Origin of the sequence: Bacillus sp. NPDC060175, assembly GCF_042728695.1 — a bacterium.
In the GTDB taxonomy this organism is placed as follows: domain Bacteria; phylum Bacillota; class Bacilli; order Bacillales; family Bacillaceae_G; genus Bacillus_A.
The window spans coordinates 21,169-45,487 of record NZ_JBHWYR010000044.1 but is presented as its reverse complement, the minus strand read 5'-3'; the positions used below and the strand labels follow the sequence as shown (position 1 = coordinate 45,487).

The 24,319-nt window shown below is 36.1% G+C and carries 26 protein-coding genes, 2 pseudogenes and 1 other annotated feature; of the genes and pseudogenes, 9 read left to right on the top strand and 19 right to left on the bottom strand.

The window, feature by feature from the left end:
* Positions 1–53 precede the first annotated feature (53 nt).
* The gene (locus ACFWDE_RS20350; protein WP_002149831.1) at positions 54–434 is read left to right on the top strand and encodes a DUF3899 domain-containing protein; all 381 of its coding nucleotides are present in this window, start codon (positions 54–56) and stop codon (positions 432–434) included.
* 101 nt (positions 435–535) lie between these two features.
* Positions 536–753: a binding site (T-box leader), on the top strand.
* 74 nt (positions 754–827) lie between these two features.
* Entirely contained in the window at positions 828–1,817 is a 990-nt protein-coding gene (trpS, locus tag ACFWDE_RS20345; RefSeq protein ID WP_002201379.1) for a tryptophan--tRNA ligase, read from the top strand.
* Positions 1,818–1,962: 145 nt separating this feature from the next.
* Here the strand turns inward: trpS and ACFWDE_RS20340 are convergent, their stop codons facing one another.
* From ACFWDE_RS20340 to ACFWDE_RS20310, 7 genes are all read right to left on the bottom strand, one after another.
* Positions 1,963–2,709: a YjbA family protein gene (locus ACFWDE_RS20340; RefSeq protein ID WP_377894296.1), complete on the bottom strand. Its 747-nt coding sequence runs from the start codon at positions 2,707–2,709 to the stop codon at positions 1,963–1,965.
* Between the two features lie 140 nt (positions 2,710–2,849).
* Positions 2,850–3,641, bottom strand: a complete 792-nt coding sequence (locus ACFWDE_RS20335; RefSeq protein WP_002149838.1) for a DUF2268 domain-containing putative Zn-dependent protease — start codon at positions 3,639–3,641, stop codon at positions 2,850–2,852.
* 115 nt (positions 3,642–3,756) lie between these two features.
* The gene (gene fabF, locus ACFWDE_RS20330; protein WP_377894294.1) at positions 3,757–4,995 is read right to left on the bottom strand and encodes a beta-ketoacyl-ACP synthase II; all 1,239 of its coding nucleotides are present in this window, start codon (positions 4,993–4,995) and stop codon (positions 3,757–3,759) included.
* Between the two features lie 31 nt (positions 4,996–5,026).
* Complete coding sequence (gene fabH, locus ACFWDE_RS20325) at positions 5,027–5,959, bottom strand: beta-ketoacyl-ACP synthase III (RefSeq protein WP_002149840.1); 933 nt, start codon at positions 5,957–5,959, stop codon at positions 5,027–5,029.
* A 434-nt stretch (positions 5,960–6,393) separates the two neighbouring features.
* Positions 6,394–6,570, bottom strand: a complete 177-nt coding sequence (locus ACFWDE_RS20320) for a ComZ family protein (protein WP_002149843.1) — start codon at positions 6,568–6,570, stop codon at positions 6,394–6,396.
* 64 nt (positions 6,571–6,634) lie between these two features.
* Positions 6,635–7,507 carry an NAD-dependent epimerase/dehydratase family protein gene (locus ACFWDE_RS20315; RefSeq protein ID WP_377894292.1) on the bottom strand — a complete coding sequence of 291 codons (873 nt, stop codon included), beginning with the start codon at positions 7,505–7,507 and terminating at the stop codon, positions 6,635–6,637.
* 29 nt (positions 7,508–7,536) lie between these two features.
* Positions 7,537–8,277 carry a lipase family protein gene (locus tag ACFWDE_RS20310; RefSeq protein ID WP_377894291.1) on the bottom strand — a complete coding sequence of 247 codons (741 nt, stop codon included), beginning with the start codon at positions 8,275–8,277 and terminating at the stop codon, positions 7,537–7,539.
* 156 nt (positions 8,278–8,433) lie between these two features.
* On the opposite strand from ACFWDE_RS20310, the gene ACFWDE_RS20305 reads away from it, so the two are divergent.
* Positions 8,434–8,616: a YjzD family protein gene (locus ACFWDE_RS20305; RefSeq protein ID WP_001211111.1), complete on the top strand. Its 183-nt coding sequence runs from the start codon at positions 8,434–8,436 to the stop codon at positions 8,614–8,616.
* A gap of 32 nt (positions 8,617–8,648) precedes the next feature.
* Here the strand turns inward: ACFWDE_RS20305 and clpB are convergent, their stop codons facing one another.
* Both clpB and ACFWDE_RS20295 read right to left on the bottom strand, forming a co-directional pair.
* Positions 8,649–11,249, bottom strand: a complete 2,601-nt coding sequence (gene clpB, locus ACFWDE_RS20300) for an ATP-dependent chaperone ClpB (protein ID WP_377894289.1) — start codon at positions 11,247–11,249, stop codon at positions 8,649–8,651.
* 173 nt (positions 11,250–11,422) lie between these two features.
* Positions 11,423–11,602 carry a YjzC family protein gene (locus ACFWDE_RS20295; RefSeq protein ID WP_002117000.1) on the bottom strand — a complete coding sequence of 60 codons (180 nt, stop codon included), beginning with the start codon at positions 11,600–11,602 and terminating at the stop codon, positions 11,423–11,425.
* A gap of 492 nt (positions 11,603–12,094) precedes the next feature.
* Here ACFWDE_RS20295 and ACFWDE_RS20290 point away from each other — a divergent pair, with 492 nt between their 5' ends.
* The 3 genes from ACFWDE_RS20290 to ACFWDE_RS20280 all read left to right on the top strand — a co-directional run bounded on the left by ACFWDE_RS20290 (position 12,095) and on the right by ACFWDE_RS20280 (position 13,348).
* Positions 12,095–12,904, top strand: coding sequence for a Cof-type HAD-IIB family hydrolase (locus tag ACFWDE_RS20290; RefSeq protein ID WP_002201383.1), 810 nt, complete (start codon positions 12,095–12,097; stop codon positions 12,902–12,904).
* 106 nt (positions 12,905–13,010) lie between these two features.
* Positions 13,011–13,151, top strand: a complete 141-nt coding sequence (locus ACFWDE_RS20285) for a hypothetical protein (protein WP_000516816.1) — start codon at positions 13,011–13,013, stop codon at positions 13,149–13,151.
* Entirely contained in the window at positions 13,151–13,348 is a 198-nt protein-coding gene (locus tag ACFWDE_RS20280; protein ID WP_377894287.1) for a DUF3813 domain-containing protein, read from the top strand. Before ACFWDE_RS20285 ends, ACFWDE_RS20280 begins: the two co-directional genes overlap by 1 nt.
* Positions 13,349–13,374: 26 nt before the next feature.
* Here the strand turns inward: ACFWDE_RS20280 and ACFWDE_RS20275 are convergent, their stop codons facing one another.
* Positions 13,375–14,232, bottom strand: a complete 858-nt coding sequence (locus ACFWDE_RS20275) for a YitT family protein (protein WP_377894286.1) — start codon at positions 14,230–14,232, stop codon at positions 13,375–13,377.
* A 100-nt stretch (positions 14,233–14,332) separates the two neighbouring features.
* On the opposite strand from ACFWDE_RS20275, the gene ACFWDE_RS20270 reads away from it, so the two are divergent.
* Both ACFWDE_RS20270 and prsA read left to right on the top strand, forming a co-directional pair.
* Positions 14,333–14,464, top strand: a complete 132-nt coding sequence (locus tag ACFWDE_RS20270; protein ID WP_001120851.1) for a DUF3941 domain-containing protein — start codon at positions 14,333–14,335, stop codon at positions 14,462–14,464.
* A 130-nt stretch (positions 14,465–14,594) separates the two neighbouring features.
* Positions 14,595–15,452, top strand: coding sequence for a peptidylprolyl isomerase PrsA (gene prsA / locus ACFWDE_RS20265; RefSeq protein ID WP_377894284.1), 858 nt, complete (start codon positions 14,595–14,597; stop codon positions 15,450–15,452).
* Positions 15,453–15,587: 135 nt separating this feature from the next.
* Here prsA and ACFWDE_RS20260 read toward each other — a convergent pair.
* The 7 genes and pseudogenes from ACFWDE_RS20260 to ACFWDE_RS20230 all read right to left on the bottom strand — a co-directional run bounded on the left by ACFWDE_RS20260 (position 15,588) and on the right by ACFWDE_RS20230 (position 21,469).
* Positions 15,588–15,851, bottom strand: a pseudogene (locus ACFWDE_RS20260) (hypothetical protein).
* A 41-nt stretch (positions 15,852–15,892) separates the two neighbouring features.
* Positions 15,893–16,594: a hypothetical protein gene (locus ACFWDE_RS20255; protein WP_377894282.1), complete on the bottom strand. Its 702-nt coding sequence runs from the start codon at positions 16,592–16,594 to the stop codon at positions 15,893–15,895.
* 86 nt (positions 16,595–16,680) lie between these two features.
* A complete protein-coding gene (locus tag ACFWDE_RS20250) occupies positions 16,681–17,166 on the bottom strand; it encodes a hypothetical protein (RefSeq protein WP_377894280.1) in 486 nt (161 codons plus the stop codon).
* Between the two features lie 133 nt (positions 17,167–17,299).
* Positions 17,300–17,749, bottom strand: a complete 450-nt coding sequence (locus tag ACFWDE_RS20245) for a WapI family immunity protein (protein WP_377894278.1) — start codon at positions 17,747–17,749, stop codon at positions 17,300–17,302.
* A gap of 414 nt (positions 17,750–18,163) precedes the next feature.
* The gene (locus ACFWDE_RS20240; RefSeq protein WP_377894277.1) at positions 18,164–18,517 is read right to left on the bottom strand and encodes a hypothetical protein; all 354 of its coding nucleotides are present in this window, start codon (positions 18,515–18,517) and stop codon (positions 18,164–18,166) included.
* 24 nt (positions 18,518–18,541) lie between these two features.
* A pseudogene (locus ACFWDE_RS20235) lies at positions 18,542–20,461 on the bottom strand (RHS repeat domain-containing protein); the annotation flags it as partial.
* A 153-nt stretch (positions 20,462–20,614) separates the two neighbouring features.
* The gene (locus ACFWDE_RS20230) at positions 20,615–21,469 is read right to left on the bottom strand and encodes a CvfB family protein (protein ID WP_377894275.1); all 855 of its coding nucleotides are present in this window, start codon (positions 21,467–21,469) and stop codon (positions 20,615–20,617) included.
* Between the two features lie 436 nt (positions 21,470–21,905).
* Between ACFWDE_RS20230 and ACFWDE_RS20225 the strand changes: the two genes are divergently transcribed.
* On the top strand, positions 21,906–22,397 hold the full coding sequence (locus ACFWDE_RS20225) for a YajQ family cyclic di-GMP-binding protein (protein ID WP_002030284.1): 492 nt from the start codon (positions 21,906–21,908) through the stop codon (positions 22,395–22,397).
* Positions 22,398–22,435: 38 nt separating this feature from the next.
* Here ACFWDE_RS20225 and ACFWDE_RS20220 read toward each other — a convergent pair whose 3' ends face one another.
* Positions 22,436–22,621 carry a hypothetical protein gene (locus tag ACFWDE_RS20220; protein ID WP_377894299.1) on the bottom strand — a complete coding sequence of 62 codons (186 nt, stop codon included), beginning with the start codon at positions 22,619–22,621 and terminating at the stop codon, positions 22,436–22,438.
* Between the two features lie 242 nt (positions 22,622–22,863).
* Positions 22,864–24,219 (bottom strand): alpha-amylase family glycosyl hydrolase, encoded by a 1,356-nt coding sequence (locus tag ACFWDE_RS20215; RefSeq protein ID WP_377894273.1) that lies wholly within the window; start codon positions 24,217–24,219, stop codon positions 22,864–22,866.
* Positions 24,220–24,319 lie beyond the last annotated feature (100 nt).

Below are 24,319 nucleotides of genomic sequence, written 5' to 3'. Positions count from 1 at the left end.
GTATAAGAGACAGGTATAATAATTCTAGTAATATTTTGACGGAGGGGAATATTTTGAATAAAGTTTTTTTTCATACTTGTATACTATTTTTGGTTGCGATAATCGCTTCTAGTGTGGGCGCATTCCTCGTTTCATCTCAATTTTTGTTGAATTTTGTCAACATCTCATTCTATATTGCATTGTTTTTTATTCTTATAGGTGGTTTTTTATTCATATTTCAAAATGGATTTTTTAACGTAACAATTTACGCATTCCAAAGAGTATTTGGTACGAATAAAAAAATTGACTCTTTAATTGAAGAAGCAGAGGAACCTATCGATAAGAAAGAACGTATTTATAAAACATATTCATTCAAATGGACGTATCCGATTTGTATTACCGGCATCGTACTTGGGTTGTTCTCGATCCTCATTAGCTTTACTATTTTGATGTAGTTTGCAAACACTGCTCCATATGATATAATAATCAGCAAAACATTTTGTTATAAAAATTTAGTTCTTTCATATTAAAAGGGCTCAGTTAACAATAAATTTATATGTATGCGATGATAAAGAAGAGTACATATTGGGGCAATTTCAGAGAGCTTGTGGGTGGTGTGAACAAGTAATTGTACAGTATGGAATGGGCTTTTGAGCACCAAACCGAACCGAAAGTAGTAGGCTTTGGCGTTATATCCAGACGTTATTATGGATCTTGAGAGATTTCACAGCTGTGAAATAATTAGGGTGGTACCGCGGTCCATTCGTCCCTATGTAATTTGGGATGAATGGGCTTTTTTGTATGCCTTCTCTTCCCCATCGCACATTCAATTTTAGGAGGAATTACTTATGTCAGTTATCTTTTCTGGTATTCAGCCAAGCGGAACAATTACACTTGGAAACTATTTAGGAGCTATGAAGCAATTTACAGAGCTTCAAAACGAACACGACTGTTATTTCTGTATTGTAAACCAACATGCGATTACAGTACCTCAAGACCCTGTAGGGCTTCGCAAAAACATCCGCAGTCTTGCTGCGCTATACGTTGCATGCGGCATCGATCCTGAAAAAGCTACTTTATTTGTACAATCAGAAGTACCAGCACACGCTCAACTAGGATGGATTATGCAATCCGTTGCTTACGTTGGAGAATTAGAACGTATGACACAATATAAAGACAAAGCTTCAGGAAGAGATTCAGTTCCAGCTGGATTACTTACATATCCACCATTAATGGCTGCTGATATTTTACTTTACAACACAGAAATCGTGCCTGTTGGTGATGACCAAAAGCAACATATGGAATTAACACGTGATCTAGCAGAGCGTTTCAACAAACGCTTCCGTGAAGTGTTCACAGTTCCTGAAATTCGTATTCCAAAAGTAGGAGCTCGCGTTATGTCATTAACAGAACCTACGAAAAAAATGAGTAAATCTGATCCAAATCCAAAATCAATGATCAGTATGCTTGATGAGCCAAAAACAATCGAAAAGAAAATAAAAAGTGCTGTAACTGACTCTGAAGGCATCGTTAAATTTGATAAAGAGAACAAACCTGGAATCTCTAACTTATTAACAATTTACTCTTCATTCTCAGGAAAAACAGTAGAAGAAATAGAAGCAATGTACGAAGGAAAAGGATACGGCGACTTCAAAGGTGACCTAGCACAAGTAGTCGTAGAAGCAATTCGTCCAATCCAAGACAAATATAACGAACTAATCAACTCCCCAGAACTAGACGAAATTCTAGACAAAGGTGCCGAAAAAGCAAACCGCGTTGCATTCAAACAACTACGCAAAGTAGAAAACGCAATGGGACTAAGCAGAAAACGTAGGTAACACATAAAGCGGAAGCGGCTCGCTCAGAATGTGAGGAGGATGGAGCTCCTGACGTAGAGGCGTTTTTTGCCTCGCAGGAAGGCGTGAAGCCACCGAACATTCTTGCCACCTCCATTAAAAAAAACCGCCAATTGGCGGTTTTTTTTTAATTTACCTTCTGCTCATTTTCCATTTCCCATAACTTTTCAAAAAACGGCTGTCCTTTTACAAGGCGCTCACATAATTGCTCGTGCTTCTCAGACCATCCAGTTTTCGCTTCATCATAAAGTCTAACCCAAACATCTTCAAACTCCATATGTTGGACCATTCCGTACGCTGATGGATCCCACTCTGTGAACCAATAGCGAATTTCAGCTGGATTTTTCGTTGTATGTAATTGATCTAATGCCATAAATAATAATTGTTTTAACTGTCTTTCTTTACGAGTTAGGCCGTTCATAATGAAAGGTGACGGCGATAAAATATGATGTTCTTTTTCAATCTCTTCCACTTGGAACTCATACTTTTCTTCTTGCACATTTTCTACCATCTCATATACCATCTGCTCTTGACGAGGTATAAGCCTACTTTTTCTAATTGGCACATTATAGCCGATTGAATCAATCGCAATAATTCCTTTTCCATCTGTAACTACAAAACAATATTCTTGTTGCAAACGTTCGTGATTTTTACGAATATAAGCCTTATGATATACGTCTTCCAATAATTTTTGCGGAAGCTCTAATAATTCGTTCTCGATGTAATGATATAATGTGGCATCTACTTTTAATAATGGCACTTGATCTAATAGCTCAATCGTATCATCTTTCCGCCATTCGTAAAAATGACAAACGTTATACCCATTCTCTTCACCTTCAAACCAATTTACCCATACATCATGTAGATATAACATTCACTACCCCTCACTTCACTACTGTTTGTACCAATCATTATGTTCATTTTTGCTTAACTTTATTCCACTTAAGGAAAAATATTCTAATTATTATTTTTTCTTCTATAATATAAAAAACAGGAGGTAACGCTCCTGTTTTTTTATGAAACATGAAATGTATTTGCTTTATTCAATATTTCTTTCGCATCTATAGATAATAAAGACAGTGTATTTTCTCCTTCAAATGCTACACAATCTTTCACAATATGAAATCCAAGTGCATAGCCAAGCATTTTCGGATACGAGTGCAGTCCATTTAATAAAACATCATGCTCCCTCGTACCTCTCTTTACATCTATTCGTTCTTGTATTGAATTTCTCCAATAATAAATAGCATCTTCTTTTGAAATATAAGTAGTCCATGGTGCACATCTTTTTTCTGTATACCTTTCATACACAGCTTGCTCAGCTAACCCTTCCATAATCATCGTATCAAGTAATGTATACTCTGTTTCTTTCGTCTCAATTTGATGTAATCTACATATATGGTGGTATTCATGCGTTAATAACGCTTTTAGTTCCTCAACTGAATTACGTCCACATACGAATAAGAAAATAACGTGACGCATAGATAAACCAGCCTTCCCGTTATATTCCTCTTGTACCGTTCGATTATATGAATCTGATAATAAAATAAAGATAGGAACATCTGGACCTTTTAGCCAACTTTTCAATTTTTCATACTCCATGCTAAGTTCTTTCCAAATTTCTTTCTTCTCTAACTCTTTAATTTCCTGCTCCCCCCTCATTACTGGGCGATACATACCTTTAGAGATTAAAAAACGATACAGCCTCTCTTTTGGCAATGGAATATACTTTGTAAATTTCTCACAAAGCTTTTCTGGGCGTCCATAATACAGATGTAACCATTCTGCCGTTTCAACAACCCCCACCCTTCATCCCTCCTTTTCTTATGTATATGCAAAAAAGAATGGAACGTAAAGGTGATAAAAAATAAATAAGGTGTCTTTTCGTAGTACTTTACGAAAAGACACCTTATTGTACATATTACTTATATGCTTTAAATACTAATACTGCGTTATGACCACCGAATCCTAATGAATTACTTAATACAGCTCGCACTTCTTGATGTCTCGCTGTATTTGGTACGTAATCTAAATCACATTCTGGATCTGGTGTTTCATAGTTAATCGTCGGAGGAATTACTCCGTCTGTGATTGATTTAATAGAGAAGATCGCTTCAACAGCACCAGCTGCTCCTAATAAGTGACCTGTCATTGATTTCGTCGAGCTAATTGCTACTTTATATGCATGCTCACCAAACGTTTCTTTAATTGCCATCGTTTCATACTTTTCATTTGCATCTGTACTTGTACCATGCGCATTAATGTAATCAATATCTTCTGGCTCTAGACCTGCATCAGCTAAAGCTTGACGCATCGCACGAACTCCACCTTCACCACCAGGAGCAGGCATTGTAATATGGAATGCATCACCAGTTGCACCATAGCCGACAATTTCCGCGTAAATATGAGCACCACGCGCTAACGCATGCTCTAATTCTTCAAGAATTAAAATACCAGATCCTTCTCCCATTACAAATCCACTACGATTTTTATCAAATGGACGGCACGCTGTTGCTGGGTCTTCATTAAATGTTAGTGCTTTCGCTGAACTAAACCCTGCGAACGCCATACTTGTTAACGGCGCTTCTGCTCCGCCTGTTATCATCGCATCAGCATCACCGCGCTGGATTACTTTAAACGCATCACCAATTGAGTTTGCTCCAGATGCACAAGCTGTTACAGAGCAAGTATTAATTCCTTTCGCTCCTGTAGCGATTGATACTTGACCTGCTGCCATATCTGGAATCATCATTGGTACGAAGAATGGGCTCACGCGGCGCGGACCTTTTTCAGTAAAAATCTTAAATTGTTCTTCGTATGTTTCCATACCACCAATACCAGAACCAACCCATACACCAATGCGTGGTGCATTTTCTTCTGTAATTTCAAGCTTCGCATCTGCAACTGCCATTTTCGCTGCTACTACTGCATATTGCGTAAAGCGGTCCATACGGCGCGCTTCTTTTTTATCTATATATTTTTCGACTTCAAAGTCATTAATTTCTGCTGCTACTTTTGCAGGAATTTGTTCTGAATCTATTCTTGTAAGTCGTCCGATTCCGGATACACCATTTTTAATATTTTCCCAAGCTGTTTCAACATCTGTTCCGATCGGTGTAACAGCTCCTAGCCCTGTAATTACGACCCTCTTTTTTTCCATACAAAATACACTCCTTTTTTTCTCTCAGTCCTTATTTACCCCAACGAAGAGCTACTGCTCCCCATGTTAATCCGCCGCCAAAACCGACTAGTATAATTAAATCACCATCTTGAATACGTCCATTTTGCAATTCCTCTACCATTGCAATTGGAATTGAAGAAGCCGATGTATTACCGAACTTTTCAATTGTCATACTCATTTTTTCTTTCGGTAAATTTAATCTTTCTCTTGCAGATTCCATAATACGAATATTCGCTTGATGTGGTACTAAGAAGTCCACATCTTCTTTCGTAAGTCCCGCTTTTTCTAACACGCGAAGACAGGAATCACCAAGTTGGCGAACAGCAAATTTAAAGACTTCTCTGCCGTTCATCATAACATACTCGTCTTGATAAAGATGCTTACCGCCACTTCCGTCCGCTCCTAATTCAAAGGAAAGTACACCTTTTCCTTCCGAAACGGCTCCCATTACGATAGCACCTGCTCCGTCCCCAAATAGTACTGCTGTATTTCGATCGTTCCAGTCTACAATTTTAGATAGTTTGTCACTACCAACTACTAATACATTTTTATAAGTTCCCGTTTGAATAAATTGCTGCGCTGTAATCATTCCGTACATAAAGCCAGCACACGCTGCACTTAAATCCATCGCGGCTGCGTGTTTTGCGCCAATTGCTTCTTGGATTACACAGGCTACTGCTGGGAATGCGCGATCTGGCGTTACTGTTGCCACTAAAATAAGATCGATATCCTCTCCGCTAATCCCTGCATCTTCAAGTGCTTTTTTAGAAGCCTCTACCGCCATATATGAAGTATCTATTGTATCATCGGCAATGCGTCTTTCTGCAATTCCCGTTCTCGTACGAATCCATTCATCAGATGTATCTACGATTTTCTCTAAATCGTGATTTGTGACTACTTTTTCTGGCACATATCTTCCGACCCCTAAAATGCCCACGTTCACATCGCAGCCCTCCATTTTATATCAATTATTATGACTTGGTACTAATTTTAAAACATAAATGTACTTTTGTCTAGAATATATTTCAGCTAAAAAAATAAAGACAGCGTATTACTAACTTTATTTTTCATTAAAAGAAACAGAAAAATTCCTGTCCTTTCAAAATACAAATTATTCCATACCCTTACTCCGCTTGAGAATAAAAAAGCCCCAACCGCTTCTATCCACGGTTCGAGCCTCTCTCCCATCAACAAAAAAGAAGGGTTTATTCTTTATCTGCCTTTCCTTCAAAACTAAGGCGTTCTCCTCATAACCTTCCCCTTAACCTCATCATCCCTCTGGTCTTACCTCGCTCGAGACTAAAAAAGGCTCTTACCGCTTCTACTCACGGCTCGAGCCCCTCTCCCCTCCCAAAAAGAAGGTTTTGTTTTTCAGTTTTATTCTTTATCTGCTTTCCCAAGCTCATATGCTTCGCCCATTACTTTCATCAATAGCTCTAACACCGGCTGTGCGTTCTCCATATCAAGTGCAATTCCATTAGAATCTAAAATTGCCTTAGCTTCTGGTAAATGTTTCATTGCGATTTGTAAAAATTGCATACTTTTTTCGTTCATGTAATCTCTCCCTCTCCATTAAAGCTTTTCAATCAATTATCCATACAATAGTTTAACACGTGCGCTACCCTTCGTATAACTCTTTATATTTTTTCATATGTGCCAATTGTTTATTTAAACCGAATTCTACTGGTGTATTTTTTTGAATAGAAATAACCTCTACAGCTTCATCTCTTACTTCCACATTTTTTTTATTTACTTTATCATCTGCATGCAGCAAGGTCATACCTTTTTCCCATAACTCTTCTTTTCCGCTAAGTAAATTATATACACCGAGGTGCTTTACATTCATTCCATGTTCCCATAAATATTCACATACATCTTCAACGTAAAGTAAATCGCTTCCTTTTTCTCCATTTATACAACGGCACTCTTTTTCATCAAGTTCTGATAAAATAAGCTGATGATACATCATAAACGACGGTTGCCACGGCCCATATAATGTAGGAACTCGATATGCACTATATTGTAATTCGCCTTTTTTCACCCCTTCTTCCACCTTCGAAAATAGACGTTTGTTTTCGGATTCTTCAGTGCTTCCTATTTCAATAGAAGAAATTAGATTTAACTTTACTTTATTTTTTTCACACATCCTTACGATTCGTTTTAAATATTGTAATATGACCCTTTCATTCCGAAATCCATTTTGTTGATTCGGCTCATACAAACAAAAATAAACTGTATCGAAACTTTCTTCCTCTACCGATCGCCATCCGTCTTCATCCCTTATAGAATAGTACGTAAATAACGCATTTCGCCCAATCAACAATAATTTCTCTTCATTAATTTTTGTCATACTATCAAATTCATCAAAATCAAGACCATACACTTCTATTTCTTCTGCAATCATTTTATTCACAAGGTGATAACCTACAAACGTAAGTGCACCTATAATCAGCACGCGTTTCATACCACCAATCCTTTCCCCTTGAAACAAATAGCTCCTCGTTTATGTATATGGGAGCTTCACAATTCTTCTTCATATTTTTTAAAGAAATCAGTCGTTTGTCTAACCATTTTATATTTCACATCTTGCAGATGGAATAAAACAAAAGTATCGCATTGATTTAATTGCCTCATTTTCTCGTATTTACGTAACAATTGTTTTCTTCCTCTTTTTTCTTGTGTTGATACGAAAATTTTAACAGGTACACAAGACGGAAGAAGCACAAATGATTTCTTATTTATTTTTGATTCTAATTCTAATTCTTCTTCTTTGGAATCATACGCCAAACTTAATTCCTTCACTAATCTTTTGTAAAAAAACTTATGCTCTTTCTCAAACTCCACATATTCTGGTAAATCTAAACATGGATTTAACATAACGACCGAACGTATACATTCAGGGTACTTGTTCATCATCTCCAGTGCTACAAGTGCTCCCATACCATCTGCCATAATGTGCATTTTCGTATTCAATGTCTCTTTTCTTAGAACGACATCATACAAACGTTTTGCTAGATGAACAGCTCGGTCGTTCCCCCAATGCCTTCCGTATAAGTTAGACGAAAAGACTGTGTAGCCTTTTTCAATAAGGCCCTGTAAAAAATAAGCTCTCCCTGCATGCTGTGTCCATAAACTTGTACCATTCTCAATAAAATAGTTATAATCTCCTAGGAGCATAACAGAAAATCCATTTGGCTTTTCCGGTAAATAAATTACACATGGTTCTTTTTCTAAGTAAAAAAAACGTTCTGTAATACTCATTTTTCCCCCGCCTTATTTTCTAAACGTATAAAAGTACTCTTTTATACTGTATGAACAGAATGCAAATTTGCGTTGAAAAATCTACAAATATTTTTCTATATTCTTTTTTCAATTGTGTTACAATAAGGACAGATTGAACGAATAGAGGTGTAAAATATGCGTTTCATTTGGGCATTAATTTGGTCGTTCGCGCTTGTACATATGATGAGCTACGTAATCGGCTCTATGACCGGCGGTACATACGATTTTAACCAAGCGTCTATTTTCTCAGTTGTTCTTGCGGTATTAGTATTAGCGATTGCAGCTGCGATTCCAAACGAGCCAGTAGAACAACACTAAAAAGAGTCCGGATTTTATCCGAACTCTTTTTTTCATTTTACATGGACAATCAATTGGTTATTTTCAACATCGACCACTACGTGACTATTGTCCGTAATCGTTCCTGCAATTAATTCTCTCGCTAATTTCGTTTCAACTTGACGCTGTACGTATCGTTTTAACGGACGAGCTCCGTACATCGGATCGAATCCAGCTTCTACAACAAATTCTTTTGCAGATTCCGTCAATTCTAATGATATGTGGCGATCTGCTAAACGCCCTTGTAATTCTTGTACAATCTTATCAACAATACCTTTAATTTCATTCCTTGTAAGAGGTTTGAATAAAATAATTTCATCGACACGGTTTAAGAATTCTGGTCGGAAATGTCCTCTTAATTGTCCCATTACAAGTTCTCTTGACTCTTCTTTAATAGAACCATCTTCTTCTAGCCCTTCTAATAAGTGAGCAGATCCAATATTTGAAGTCATAATAATAACCGTGTTTTTAAAGTCTACTGTACGTCCTTGTGAATCTGTAATGCGTCCATCGTCTAACATTTGTAATAAAATGTTGAATACTTCTGGATGTGCTTTTTCGATTTCATCTAACAAAATAACAGAATATGGTTTACGTCTTACTGCTTCTGTTAATTGTCCGCCTTCTTCATATCCAACATATCCAGGAGGCGCACCAATTAAGCGTGACACTGCGTGTTTCTCCATATACTCAGACATATCGATACGAATCATTTGCTCTTCACTGTCAAATAACGTTTGTGCTAACGTTTTTGCAAGCTCAGTTTTACCAACACCTGTAGGGCCTAAGAAAATGAATGAACCAATTGGACGATTCGGATCTTTAATGCCAGCGCGAGCACGAAGAACTGCGTCTGATACAAGGCTTACCGCTTCCTCTTGACCGATAACACGCTCTGATAAAATTTGTTCAAGACGTAATAATTTCTCACGTTCACCTTCAACGAGTTTTGCGACAGGAATACCAGTCCACCTTGAAACAATGTCTGCAATTTCTTCTTCACTTACTTCCTCGCGTAATAAACGATTCTCTTGTTTATTATGTGCACCCATCTCTTCCGCTTCTTTTAACTCTTTTTCGATAGCTGGAATTTTCCCGTGTCGAAGCTCAGCTGCTTTATTTAAATCGTAATTTCCTTCTGCTTCTTCTAATGCACGGCGCAAACGCTCTAAATGTTCACGTAAGTCACGCACTTTATGAATGTCTTCTTTTTCTTTCTCCCATTTCGCTCTCATACTACTTGCAACTTCTTTTAAATCCGATAATTCACGTTGCAATGTTTTTAGGCGCTCTTGACTACCTAAGTCCTTTTCTTTCCCAAGAGCTGCTTCTTCAATTTCCAGCTGCATAATGCGGCGCGTTACTTCATCTAATTCTGTTGGCATAGAATCAATTTCTGTTCGAATTGTTGCACAAGCTTCATCAACAAGATCAATTGCTTTATCGGGCAAAAAACGATCTGAAATATATCGATCTGATAAAACAGATGCTGCTACAATCGCGCGGTCATGAATATTTACACCGTGATAAATTTCAAAACGCTCTTTTAAACCACGTAAAATGGAAATTGTATCCTCAACAGTTGGCTCTTCTGCTAATACTTGTTGGAAACGTCTTTCTAATGCTGGATCTTTCTCAATATATTTACGGTATTCATCTAATGTCGTTGCCCCGATACAATGCAGCTCACCACGCGCTAGCATCGGTTTTAACATATTTCCTGCATCCATCGCTCCTTCTGTTTTACCAGCGCCGACGATTGTATGAAGTTCATCAATGAATAATAAAATGCGGCCTTCACTCTTTTTAATTTCATTTAATACAGCTTGCAGACGCTCTTCAAACTCACCGCGGAATTTTGCTCCGGCCACAAGTGCACTCATATCTAAAGCGAAAATTGTTCTATCTTTTAATCCTTCTGGGACATCTTTTTTTACAATACGCTGTGCTAATCCTTCAACGATTGCTGTTTTACCAACACCTGGTTCCCCGATTAAAACAGGGTTATTTTTCGTTTTACGTGAAAGAATACGGATCACACGGCGAATTTCACTATCTCGGCCGATTACAGGATCAATTTTCCCTGCTCTTACTTCCGCCACTAAATCACGGCCATATTTTTCTAACGCTTCATAAGTTGCTTCTGGATTTTGACTAGTCACTCTCTGATTCCCCCGAACTGTCATTAAAGACTGTAATAAGTTATCTTTCGTAATATGAAATTTTGTAAATAATTGATTTATAGCGCCTTTTTCTTCAGAAAAAGCAAGTAATACATGTTCGACTGAAATGTAGTCATCTTGCAATTTCTCCGCTTCTTTTCCTGCTCTTACAAGCAGTTGTTGCAAAGCACCTGTTACATATAATTTCCCTGCCTCTGCCCCGCTTCCAGTTACAGAAGGCTTTTTCTTAATTAAACTTTCTACACCTTGCTTTAACGCTTCTATATCGACATTCATTTTTTGAAAAATACGTACTGTTAATCCGTCTTGCTGCTCTAATAACGTAAGCAATAGATGAACAGTATCTACTTCTTGATGATGATGAGATACCGCTAAAGATTGAGCACTCATAATCGCTTCCTGTGTTTTCGTTGTCATTTGATTTAAGTCCATCTTTACAGCCCTCCAATTGTTTGACTTTCTTTGACCTTTGATTTGATTATACGCCAACTGACTTTTTTATACAATAATTTTGCTTATGTAGTTCAAACTTATTATTGGAAAAAGAAAAAAGTAACATTCATTTTCCTAATCAAAAAAAGCCGCAATAACGATTGCGGCTTCTGTTACGGTTTTCTTTTATATGTCCACTGACGGTTATGATTTGCGTTCTCTGGAAACCTTTCCCCGGCAGTTAATTTCACCATTTGTGGATCTTTCACCATACTTCCCGTTTCACCAATTTCTACGTAAATGCCATCATTTGGCGCCTTTTGCCCTGAACGAAACCTGCGATTTTGTCCCATTTCCATTCTCCTTCCATGACGTCTTGCCTCATTAGTATATCCATTTTAAAAGAAAGCTTTTCTGTCATGTTTAGGAAACAAGTACTACCGTTTATCCATGTACATATATATAATTACACAACCTTAAGCAGGAATTATTGGTATATTTGTTGAAAAAAAAGAAACCAACCTAAGTTTAGGCCAGTTCCAAAGGAGAGTCAAACATATACGAGAAGATTACATATTCATTATAAGTCGCATCATTCAAACAATGTAACCCTTTTCACAAATTGTACATAATGAAAGAAACATTGTTTGAACTTTCTAAAAAGACATTGACTTTCCCCTGATTTCCAATGAGAAATAGTAGACACCACAGCGCTTCGCGACGTAAGATGGATATATAGTGAAACTTTCATCTACAGTAGTTTCACCCAGTTTAACCTCTTATTTCTGCATATTAAAAACGGAAATACAGATAGAAACAAAAAAATTATTATAAGAGGTGAAATTATGAATAAACAACATTTAATCGCATTAGACTTAGACGGAACTTTATTAACAGACAACAAAATAATTTCTCCAAGAACGAAAAACACAATTGCAAAAGCAAAAGAACAAGGACATATTGTCGTTATTTCAACAGGGCGTCCATTCCGCGCTAGTTACGATTATTATAAAGAACTTAGCCTTAACACACCAATCGTAAACTTTAATGGAGCTTACGTGCATCACCCTCTTGATTCAAGTTGGGGAACACATCACTCTCCTCTTGAACTTTCAACAGCGCAAGAAATCGTCCGAGCTTGCTTTGATTTCGGCGTGAAAAATGTCTATGCTGAAGTCATCGATGATGTGTATGTCCGTGAAATTGATGAAGATAAAAAACATATTTTTGAATTCGGTTCTCCAAAGATTTTCACAGGAGATTTATTAAATACTTTAAACGACCATCCAACTTGCTTATTAATCGATGCACATGACGAGCATTCTGCTGCAATTCGCCAACATTTAACTGATATGCATGCTGAAGTCATCGATCATAGAAAATGGGGTGCGCCTTGGCCAATTATTGAAATTGTAAAAAGCGGATTAAATAAAGCTGTCGGATTACAAAAAATTTCAGGCCATTATAATATTCCTAAAGAGCGAATTATCGCTTTTGGTGATGAGGATAACGACTTTGAAATGATCGAATTTGCTGGTCATGGAATCGCAATGGGTAATGCAATTCCTGAATTAAAATCACTCGCAAATCATACGACATTAACGAATGAAGAAGATGGTATCGCTCTATATTTAGAAGAGGTTCTTGGATTGTAATCTAAAAATTCCCTGCTTATAGTTTCTCGCCAAACGCTCATACTATTATTAGACGCAAAAGTCAGCGCGTCAATTGTTTTCAGCTAAATAAAGGGAGGTTTTTCGAATGGGTAAAAAGAACAAATCAAAACGTTTTATCCAGCAAGGAGCCGATGCTGTTATGAAGCATGATGCAAGATTCCCGTACAGAGGTACATTAGCTGAGGCAGAAAAAGCGAGAAGTAACTCTTCGTTTGGAGGGGTTTAATGGGAAACTTACTATTCCAACAAGCTAGAGACGCTGTTTCAAGTGCCGTTTCTTGTTCAAGTGGCGCTGAACAACAGGAACTCGTTTATAGAGCAAAAAACTCTTTGCACTCTGCTTATGCAAACTCTTCTACTGCTGAAAAAGTTCAGCTACGTGAAATGCAGGAGCAATTGCAAAACATTACGAATTTGCATTAAAAAAAGAGGACCAGCTTTGGTCCTCTTTACTCTTTTCGAAACAATCCAAACACTCCGACCGTTTGCAGTACATTTGTAAATGCACCCGGGTCCACTTGTTTTATAACCCTCTCTAATTCGTACAACTCGTAACGAGTAATAACAATCATTAACATTTCTTTATTTTCATTTGTATAAGCACCTGTTGCAGGTATAGTTGTAATCCCTCTCACTAAGCGAGAGTGGATCGCTTTTCGCACATCTGCCCCGTTCTTTGTAACAATTAATGCCGTAATCTTCACATGACGGGTATGAATCGCATCAATAATTCTCGTTGATATATACAAAGTGACTAAAGTATATAATGCTTTTTCCCATCCATACACATAGCCAGCAGCGATAATGATAAGTGCATTAAAGAAGAAAAAATACGTGCCGACAGGCTTATCTTTTATCTTTGATAAAATCATGGCGATAATATCTAGGCCACCTGTAGAAGTACCCCACTTTAAAGCAACTCCTACCCCAATCGCTGAAATAATACCACCAAAAATCGCATTCAATATAATATCATTCGAAACCGCTCTAACTGGGATAATTTCTAAAAACAAAGTCATAAATATAACACAGAGAAAACTAAAAAACGTAAAAGCCTTTCCAACCTTTTTCCATGCTAAAATAACGACGGGAATATTAAATAAACTAAACAATACACCCGTAGATATATGAATGGATAAAAAGTCACCTAATACTTGCGATAATAATTGAGACAATCCAGCAAAGCCACTCGCATATACTTTCGCTGGTGTTAAAAATAAATTCATCCCAATCGCATTTAATAAACCTGCAATAATCACAACGACTAACTTCTTAATAAGTTCAGTATAATTCAGCTTCAAATCCATTTCTAATCCACCTTCAGTATTCATGAATGCACCGCTATACATAGTCTTTACGAAAAAGGAAATGATAAACATACAACGTTTAGAAATGGAGTTGATACATATGCCACATACGAGCGATAACGACAAAAAAGCACGCGACAATAATGCAAAGCGCACTCAAAAAAATGAACAAGAGCAAAAAAATATTCAGCAAGGAAAACGTGCATATTCTAAGAAAACCGATCACCTTTGATTACATCGTACATCAACGCTAATGTTGATGTACTTTTTTTACATTTTACAGGAAAAAAACATTAAAAATTCACTTCATGTTCACTTCTATATTCTACAATAGCGATAACATATTCAGATGAGGTGTTAGCATGAAAGGAAAAAATACATTCATTATCACTGCACTAATAAGTATATTAATGCTATCTGCTTGCGGACAAAAAAATGACTCGGCCACAATCGCTACAACAACAAACTCAACCATTACGAAGAGCGATTTCGAAAAACAATTGAAAGATCGATATGGAAAAGACATGCTATACGAAATGGTAGCACAAGATGTTATTACTAAAAAATATAAAATATCTAATGATGCAGTAGATAAAGAAGTAGAAAAAGCAAAAGATCAATATGGAGAACAATTCAAAGCAACACTAGAAAATAATCGTTTAAAAGATGAAGAAGATTTCAAAAATCAAATTAGATTCAAACTTTCATTAAATGAAGCGATTAAACAAAGCGTTACAGAAAAAGATGTGAAAGACCACTATAAACCAGAAATTAAAGCTAGTCACATTTTAGTAAGTGACGAAAATGAAGCGAAAGAAATAAAGAAGAAATTAGATACCGGCACTTCATTTGAAGAATTAGCGAAACAAGAGTCTCAAGATATATTATCAAAAGATAATGGCGGAGACCTCGGATACTTCGGGGCAGGCAAAATGACACCTGAATTTGAAAAAGCCGCCTACAAATTAAAGGTTGGACAAATTAGCAATCCCGTTAAATCACCAAACGGCTATCACATTATTAAACTAACTGATAAAAAAGATTTAAAACCTTACGATGAAGTGAAAGACTCTATACGTAAAGACTTAGAAGAAGAACGTATTGCCGACCCTTCCTTCGGTCAAAAATTATTACAAGATGAATTAAAAAAGGCGGATATTAAAATAAACGATAGTGATTTGAAAGATACATTTTCTCATCTTTTTGGAAAAGGGAACTAAAAAATAAGAATGCAAACTTTTTAAACAGTATGCATGATGGTAAATGAGATTATATAAGCATTTTTTAAAATATATCGATTTGTCGACCAAAATTGACAACATAAAGAAGTAGGCTGCTTGAGCAGCCTACTTCTTTTATTCTTTCATTAATACTTTCAGCTTTTTCTTCAAACTTTTATAATGCCAATTGATGTGATCTAGCTCTACCTCCACTTCAATTAGCCTATCTATTAAGTCTTCTTTAGACTGCTGCGAGTTCATAATATCTTCAAGTTATTTTTCGAATCTTCCAGTGCTCCCATATACATCATGTAAATCAACCGCTGCTATTTCACGTTCCTTTTCGGGAGATAATACTGAAAGACGTTTAATTAATTGTTCTAGTACATTATCTTGCACTATCATGCCTCCCTTTTAATCCGATGCTCATACCTCTTTCTTTAACATTTCAAAATTAACCACGGATACCACAATACCTCTTCTGCCTCAATTTCCCCATCATCAATTAAATGGATAATCTGCTTTGCATCTTCATACTTATCAACAAGTGATAAATCATTTAATTTCTTGCCAAACGCTTCAAAATCCTCTTGTAAATTGTTATGAATAAAAGAATAAAAATTATTGTTACTAAAGCCACATATATCAAATCCTAATATTTCATCGTTTTCAACATCAACAGGTAATGAACTTTCGAGAAAGTCATATATAGAAACTTTAAAGTCATTTTCTTCTCGCTCATTCATTAAAAAATCCGTCCGATACTCTTCTGAAAGATGCAAACTAATAATCTCTAAATTTTCTATCCCTTTTAAATAATTTCGCTTAAAGAATCTCGCATCTCCTAAATTTTTAAAAGTATTCGGCCACGAGAACTTTTCTTCTTCCATTAGTGTATCTAAAAAAGATTGTCCACTTTCATGTTCCTCTTTACTAATCTTCAACCTTCCATTTATCATCTGAGCAATAGGATCATTTTTATTTGAATTACACCAAGGGAAAAACCAATAATCCGGAAATGTAGGCCGTATCCCTTTACATATCGTTAAAATCATTTGTGATAGTCCCTCAATATTGCATTCTTTATAGATAAGTTCCCTATCATAGGAAATTATGAGGTATCCAGCGTTATAAAATTTCATATACATATCTCCTTTTCAAAGAGTTACTAAACATTCATTACAAATGTAGAATCCTCATACTTCCGGTTAGCTATACAGTTTCTACTTTACGGATGCTCTCTAGTTTCTTTATACTCATCAATAATATATCCTGAATAAACAGTAGCCTGCCTCTCATATCCAATTCTCGTTAGTTTTATATCATTAATCCATTGGAAATAATGCGTTAGCTCATGCGCAATAGTAACCAGATAGTACCCTAAAGCGTTATCTTTTCCATTTTTCTGCACCGTATCATAATAATCCCCTGTCGAAATACGAATATACGGCTCAACATTTCGATCAAACGGCCCAAAGAAAGTACCATAGACTAGCTCTCCATCCATTGTCTTTATTTTATATGCAGTTTTCACATAAATAGGTACTCTAATTGGGAAAAAGTATTCTTGGCGCAACCATTTACAAAATTCCTTAATGGCTCTTCTTACTTCAGGATCAACATCTGTATCAAATTTCAATCGTAATCCAGTACGGTGACTCTTCTCTTCTAAATTATAATATTCTTTCCAATTCCTCAGCGTCCAAATATGCATACTATTATCCTCGTTACTTCATATTTTCTAAAGAATGAAGGTTCATTTCGATTATTTGATTGGCTCCCCTAATTTTTCACCATTTTTAGTTTTAATGCTAAAACTATCCTACCTTCTAAAAACTATAGAATAGTTAATCCCATAACTTTTTGATGTTATAACATACCTCTTCTATACTTTTTGCATCCGCTTCAAATGATATTTCATACTCCCATTTTTCACTCTTTAAATCATTTTTAGAAAAAATAAAGTATACGAAAAATCGATTTCTTTTGAGCTTCACTTTAAGCTCCATTTCCTCTTCATCGGCACTCAATACAGCTTCCTTAATTTCTTTTCGTAGTAATGCTTCTAGTTTTTTCCCAAATCCAATTATTTCACTCGTCAAAAACATTGGCCCTTTATACTCATAATGGAAATTATTTGAGGATATAGCTAAGCGATTCAGTTGTAAATCACGTAAATACATCTCATCATCATTTGGATACATAGACCCAAATGATACAATGATTATCTTTTTTTCATCCCCTAAAAATACCATCTCAAATTCTTTTCTTCTTTCCACCATATGACCTTCTTCCATTGTTTATCCTTCTGCGAACAATACCTTAGAGTAATAGCATCATATTCGTAACTTGTGATCACATTTCCTTCTCCATCTGTTTCGTATAGCGGATTACTTTGTATCAAAAAAGTGTATCTCAAAATCAAACTACCTGTTTAGATTTTGAGATACACTGAATTTACTTTTCTTTTTCAAAAATAACAGCCAATATTCCAATAATCATCAAAGAAATTATTATTAATAAATTAATTGTATTACTCAAGAACGCCCTATATGGAGTAGAGGTTGCTATAAATATATATATATTAGACTCACTACTAGCACCGTTACCACTTTATATTGTCTCTTTTTTAACATAATCGCTAATACAATACAACTACAATTAAAGCAACATTATATACACCAATATTTCCTACATTTTATAAACTTCTTCTACACTGTCATAGCATACATAATATGAAAATAACAGCTAAGACCATAAATAATAAGTGCACTCATTGTAATATACCACTTTCCCCCGCACTTCTTTACATACTGCATAAGCCCCCAAAGGCAAAGTAATATAACTGATTGAACTACTAAGATTTTTAATGTCCCCAATAGTGTAGCTATCATAGAATAGGTAATCCATATACTCAAAAATGAACGTATAACTATAACCGCAGCAGCGATTTTTTGATAATAAAATAGTTTTATACTACCCGCATAGTAATCTTGCAAAAGAATAACAGACGCTATTAAAATATTTAAAACAAGAATCACAATAAATTCCAAAACCGCTATCAATTCTTCAATTCTCCTTCTTTAAATTTATTTACGCTTTCCTATCGCATTAGAAATACGCATTAACTTTGCTTTTGTAGAATTCTTCTTCGCTTTAGCTATACTCTCTAACCTCGCTCCTGGAAGCCTTCCAAAATGTTTTTTCGGATTTTTAGCCAATCGGGATACATTACGACCCACCTGTTTAAACGGGACAGTCACTCTTCCTTGGATAGTTTTCCCCAGAAGTCTTGCCCCCCCTTTCACAGGAGTTATAAAACCTAAAACTCTCCCTACTCCTCCGAAAGCCAAACCACGTAAAGCACCTTTCCAACTATATCCACTCTTCCTGTTTTTGTATAAATAAGAAGCTAATCCAAAACCAGCACCCATTGCTGCACTTGCAACCCACCATGGAGCATGCCCATCAGGATCGATCTTCATCACCGGATTATTATCACCATACGTATACCCATTCATTGTAACCGGATCATCTTCATCACCCGGATCAGGATCCACCGATAAAAACACACCATGCTCAGGATTATAGTATCTCGCAATCAAGTAATACATACCAATTTCTTTATCATACATATAACCCGCATACCCAAATGGATTATCTGCCGCGATACCTTTCGTATCACTCTTTAATACGTTACCCCACGAATCATATTCATACGTTGCTACAACTTCTCTATTTTGATCTGTCATCGCAACTACATCACCGCGAGGGTTATAGTGGTAGTATACTGTTTGTCCTTGCGATTTCATTGCTAGACGTGTACCACTTGTAGAATATACATATTGACGAAGGACTTTTCCACTTCCATCTGTTTCATACAATGGATTGATACTATCTCCATCATAGAAGTAGCGTGTTACGGTTCCACCTACATTCTTTTCAATACGGCGATTATCATCGTCATATTTATAAGTTGCAAATGCATTGCTCTCACCTTGTTTTGTAATCGCTACAATCTGATCATCTTCGTTCCATGTATATTTGTACTTTCCATCCGATGTACGATTTCCATTCGCATCATACGTTAACGATTCGTTTCCGAATTTCACAAGCTGATTTCCTTCATTAAACGTTGCCGCTATAGATTTTGTTTCTTTGCCATTCTCTACAACTTTCACACTTGTACGGTTTCCAAATCCGTCATATGTGTAGGATTTACTTGTTCCGTTTTGTAATGTCTCGTTTAATAGTTGGTTAATCGGGTCATATACAAAGTTGGTCTCTGTTACTTTCCCGCCCGCACCTTCATGTTTAATCTTCGTACGGTTACCCGCTTGGTCATATTCATATCGCTCCGAAAGTAGAATACTGTTTGACGTACCTACTACTAAATCTTTTATTTTATTCGCATGGTCATAGTTAAAGGTAGAACCTGAACCATTTCCAGCCGTATACGTACGAACATTTCCTTGATCGTCATAATCAAAGCGATACGTTTGAGAACCGTCTGTCACACGAATGTTTTGATCTAACGTGTTGTAGTCATACGATACTTTATTTGTGTATCCACCTTGTGTTACTGTTTGTTCTTTTAATTTTTCAGTCTTACTGTTTGCTTTGTCATGATATGTCCAGTCAATCTTTCCGCCCCGGCTATCCGTTGCACTTGTGACGCGGTCAGCCTTATCGTATGTTTTCGTGCGTTCTACACCATTAACATGGTCTTTTACTTTTGTGACTTGTCCATTTTGATCACGTTCAAATGTAAATGAATCTTTTCCATTTCGCTTTTCACCAATGACGCGATCCGCTGAATCATATACAGATTCCAAAATCGAGCCGTTTGGCATTTTTGTCTGAATTTTGTTTGCATTTTCATCATACGTATGTTCAATACGACGGTTTAACGCATCAATATACACTGTATTTTTATTATCTACATCATATTCATATTTGTGTGTTTGTGTTTTCCCGCCAAACATGATAGATTTCTCTGTTGTATTTCCTTCAAAAAATAATTCCCTAACATTTTAAACATCAATAATAACAATAATAATAATATGAATATTCAATTAACTTATCATATTTTTTAGAAAATGGCAAAACAAAAAAGACCCATTCCCTAACCAACTAGAGAAAATAGGTCTTTTCCATTCACTTTATTTTTTAAAGTAAGTCCAGCCTTCTTCTTGGTAAACCTTCTCTTCTTTCATCAACTTACCAAGCGCACGCTTAAATGCAGCCTTACTCATATTGAAACGTTCTTTAATGTCTTCTGGGTTGCTCTTATCCCAAAACGGCATCGCTCCGCCTCGTTCTTCCATATATGCATAAAGTACTGCTGCATCATCTTCCATTCCTTCTTCTTTACGAGGAAGAAGTGAAATGTTGATTGTACCGTCATCTTTCACGTCAATGATACGGCCTGTTACGCGCTCACCGATGCGGACTTGTTCTTTTCTTTCTGTATGGTGTAAGAAAGCACGGAAATGCTCGTCAGTTAGTATGAATGAACCAACTTGAAGTGAGCGATACACACGTCCATTTACGTTTTTATTACGCATAGATGGCGTTGCATCTACGATAATTTCTTGCATATCACTGTCTCTTGCCGGAAGAGCAATAAGGCGATCACGATTCGTTAATTTTAACGTACAATATAATTCGTCGCCTTCCTCAGGCCATACTGGCATATAAATTGGAAACTCATCAAGTGGAATTAGTATATCTTTTGATACACCAATATCAACAAACACACCTAAACTAGGAATAACTTCTACAACCTTTACCCAATTCCAATCATGTGTTGTAATAAGTGGTTCCTTCATTGTTGCTGAAATACGATTTTGGTGATCAAGGTATAAGAATACATCAATCGTATCGCCTTCTGCAATTTCTCCAGCTAATTCGTTTTTATGTAGGAAGATTTCTTCCTCTTCGTTTCCAACCATATATCCGATTTCCGTTTCGCGTAAAACAGTTACCTGTTCAATCGATCCTAATTGTAAATACATATTTTTTAATTCCCTTCTATATATATAAAGTGAAACTTTAATCATTGGGGGTTTTGTTCATCCCCCAATGATTATTAGTTGAACCAATCGGGCGTTTACGGGCAGTCCGACTCCCACCTAACTTCTTTGTTTCAGCTGAATTTTGAGGTGGAAGTCTTACTGCCCGTTAATGCGGGATAAAGTTATCTTTTTTATCATTCCAAACAAAAGTTAATTATAACACGATTTTTCCTTTATTTGTCCAACTGCCCAAAATTCACTATAATTAAATAAAGACTTTATCTATAGGACTATATTACCCTACGGATGATCCGTCAAAACACTTAAGTTGCAACACTCTATCTAATCGATGTATTTTCCGCTATACTTTAATATGTATATTACATAGCCTATTTAGGTGCATTAAAAGATAGAAATTTATTTGGAGGTGCTAACTATGGCAAAAGAGAGTTCTTTTGACATCGTTTCGAAAGTAGAATTACCTGAAGTAACAAACGCAATTAACATCGCATTAAAGGAAATCCAAAACCGATATGACTTTAAAGGTAGTAAAAGTGATATTAAATTAGAAAAAGAAGTACTTGTTTTAACTTCTGATGACGAGTTCAAATTAGACCAAGTAAAAGACGTTCTAATTTCTAAACTTGTAAAACGTAACGTTCCAATTAAAAACTTGGACTACGGAAAAGTTGAAACTGCATCTGGTAACACTGTTCGCCAACGTGCAACTCTGCAACAAGGTATCGATAAAGATAACGCGAAAAAAATCAACAACATCATTAAAGAAATGAAATTAAAAGTGAAAACACAAGTTCAAGATGACCAAGTACGCGTAACAGCGAAAAGCCGTGATGACTTACAAGCAGTAATCGCAGCCGTTCGCAGCGTTGACTTACCAATCGACGTACAGTTCATTAACTACCGCTAAAAAGAAACCTCCTCTATTCAGAGGAGGTTTTCTACTTATTAAGAGCAACACATTATCGCTTTATCAAATGATTTTTCTGGAATATAAACTTTATCATTTTCAACTTTGTACTTAATATTATTTCTCTTAAGAACCGCTGTATCAACAGAATGAACACTATCGCCCCACCGAACAAATTCCCCATCGTCACCGTTGTCCCAAAAATGCAAACTTACGAATACGATAAGAAGACATACAGTGAAACTTTAATCAGTGGGGGTTTTGTTCATCCCCACTGATTATTAGTTGAACCAATCGGGCGTTTACGGGCAGTTGATCTCCCACCTAACTTCTTTGCTCCAGCCGAATTTTGAGGTGGGAGTTTTACTGCCCGTTAATGCGGGATAAACATAGAGCGAACCACTTCTTTTTTCTCAAACATCTCACCTCATCATAAACTATCAATTAAGCGCAAAAGAGAGCCCCCTCATTTCCTCCTCTTTTTAACCACAATTAAAAATGCAATAAACAATACATTCACACCGACTATTAAGGAGATAAATAACCAATTCACACCAGTTTCTTCGCTAACTTTATACACATTCGACTCTTCGCGCTTTAAAACAAGGTAAAATTTTCCGTTTTCTTCTCTTATAATTTCGTCTTCTAACAATCCTCTTAACTCTTGTTTATCACCAATTGCACTTACAGGTAAGGAAACTTTTTGCGTTTCTTTCGTATTATTAATCGCTACTAATGTTACTTCGTCTTTATACTTTCTTTTTAGTATACTCATTCCATCTTTATCATATAGAAGTTCAAACGTACCGCGTCGTAAAGATGGTCTCGCTTGTCTAAGTTCACCTAGCTTCGTTATATGCTGCATAAACTTTTCATCCGATTTAAAATCCATTAATCGTCTATTATCTGGAGCATCTCCCCCGTCTAATGCGATTTCAGTTCCGTAATAAAAATTCGGTATCCCCGGGGATGTTAATAAGTAAGTAATCGCTAGTTTTAAACGAGACGGCGGGTAATACATATTTTCTTTTGCAATACGCGCAAATCGCTTTGTTTCTTGATTATCTAAAAACGTAGCAAATTCCTCTTCTTTTCCGCTCACATCATATAAAGGTTTCACAGACATATCTACTTTTGAAAATGACTCTACTATTTTTTTATAGTACTCATTATCTCCCTTTGTCATAATGTGAAAACCTTTCTTTACCTTCTGCAAATCCTTTTGCACTTCATCCCAAAAAGTACGCGGCTTTTTTTCACTATGTATCACATAACTTCCGTCTAAATCGACTTCTTTTATCCACCATTTCATCGAGTCTATTAATTGTTGTTCATTTTCTTCATACGGAAATTGAAAGACAACTTTCATCCCTTTTTTGTGAGCCTCATTTACAAGTTCTTTCACATCATTTTCTGTTCCGAAATGTTCATTTACTTTTTGAAAGTTTCGAACGCCTAATCCATCATACTTTTCACTTTCAAAAAGCGGAGAAAGCATAATAGTAGTAAATCCCATTTCTTTTATGTAGTCTAATCTTTTTATAATCCCTCTTATATCTCCGCCCTGATACCCTTCTAAATTACCAACGTCTAACTGTTTGTCATTTTTCGGTTCTCCGTTATTGAAGCGATCAATCATAATGGAATATATAACTTCATCTCGCCATTCCCTTTTTTCTTCCGCAAAAGTATGTACTGGTACAAACAAAATAACAGCTAAACAAAAACAAATGAATAGTTCCTTAGTCCATATTTTTTTCACGCGCATCCCCCAAACTTCTAATTGTAAGAATATTATACCAATTTTTAGAGCAAATCGCATAGGTTGATTTTATTCCTCCAAAATACACCATGTTAGGTTTTCTGACATTACCTAGGAAGTTTTCTGAATTTTTAGTTGATTTTTCTTTTTATTTCGAATA

Excerpts from the sequence above, each read along its gene's own strand:
- ACFWDE_RS20310 (WP_377894291.1), bottom strand. The coding sequence starts at position 8,277 with ATGAGTATTACAGAACGTTTTTTTTACTTAGAAAAAGAACCATGTGTA.
- ACFWDE_RS20290 (WP_002201383.1), top strand. The coding sequence starts at position 12,095 with ATGAATAAACAACATTTAATCGCATTAGACTTAGACGGAACTTTATTA.
- trpS (WP_002201379.1), top strand. The coding sequence starts at position 828 with ATGTCAGTTATCTTTTCTGGTATTCAGCCAAGCGGAACAATTACACTT.
- ACFWDE_RS20230 (WP_377894275.1), bottom strand. The coding sequence starts at position 21,469 with ATGTATTTACAATTAGGATCGATTGAACAGGTAACTGTTTTACGCGAA.
- ACFWDE_RS20250 (WP_377894280.1), bottom strand. The coding sequence starts at position 17,166 with ATGCATATTTGGACGCTGAGGAATTGGAAAGAATATTATAATTTAGAA.
- prsA (WP_377894284.1), top strand. The coding sequence starts at position 14,595 with ATGAAAGGAAAAAATACATTCATTATCACTGCACTAATAAGTATATTA.
- ACFWDE_RS20305 (WP_001211111.1), top strand. The coding sequence starts at position 8,434 with ATGCGTTTCATTTGGGCATTAATTTGGTCGTTCGCGCTTGTACATATG.
- clpB (WP_377894289.1), bottom strand. The coding sequence starts at position 11,249 with ATGGACTTAAATCAAATGACAACGAAAACACAGGAAGCGATTATGAGT.
- ACFWDE_RS20215 (WP_377894273.1), bottom strand. The coding sequence starts at position 24,219 with ATGCGATTTGCTCTAAAAATTGGTATAATATTCTTACAATTAGAAGTT.
- ACFWDE_RS20225 (WP_002030284.1), top strand. The coding sequence starts at position 21,906 with ATGGCAAAAGAGAGTTCTTTTGACATCGTTTCGAAAGTAGAATTACCT.
- ACFWDE_RS20285 (WP_000516816.1), top strand. The coding sequence starts at position 13,011 with ATGGGTAAAAAGAACAAATCAAAACGTTTTATCCAGCAAGGAGCCGAT.
- ACFWDE_RS20245 (WP_377894278.1), bottom strand. The coding sequence starts at position 17,749 with ATGGAAGAAGGTCATATGGTGGAAAGAAGAAAAGAATTTGAGATGGTA.
- ACFWDE_RS20320 (WP_002149843.1), bottom strand. The coding sequence starts at position 6,570 with ATGAACGAAAAAAGTATGCAATTTTTACAAATCGCAATGAAACATTTA.
- ACFWDE_RS20270 (WP_001120851.1), top strand. The coding sequence starts at position 14,333 with ATGCCACATACGAGCGATAACGACAAAAAAGCACGCGACAATAATGCA.
- ACFWDE_RS20280 (WP_377894287.1), top strand. The coding sequence starts at position 13,151 with ATGGGAAACTTACTATTCCAACAAGCTAGAGACGCTGTTTCAAGTGCC.
- ACFWDE_RS20340 (WP_377894296.1), bottom strand. The coding sequence starts at position 2,709 with ATGTTATATCTACATGATGTATGGGTAAATTGGTTTGAAGGTGAAGAG.
- ACFWDE_RS20275 (WP_377894286.1), bottom strand. The coding sequence starts at position 14,232 with ATGGATTTGAAGCTGAATTATACTGAACTTATTAAGAAGTTAGTCGTT.
- ACFWDE_RS20295 (WP_002117000.1), bottom strand. The coding sequence starts at position 11,602 with ATGGGACAAAATCGCAGGTTTCGTTCAGGGCAAAAGGCGCCAAATGAT.
- fabF (WP_377894294.1), bottom strand. The coding sequence starts at position 4,995 with ATGGAAAAAAAGAGGGTCGTAATTACAGGGCTAGGAGCTGTTACACCG.
- ACFWDE_RS20255 (WP_377894282.1), bottom strand. The coding sequence starts at position 16,594 with ATGAAATTTTATAACGCTGGATACCTCATAATTTCCTATGATAGGGAA.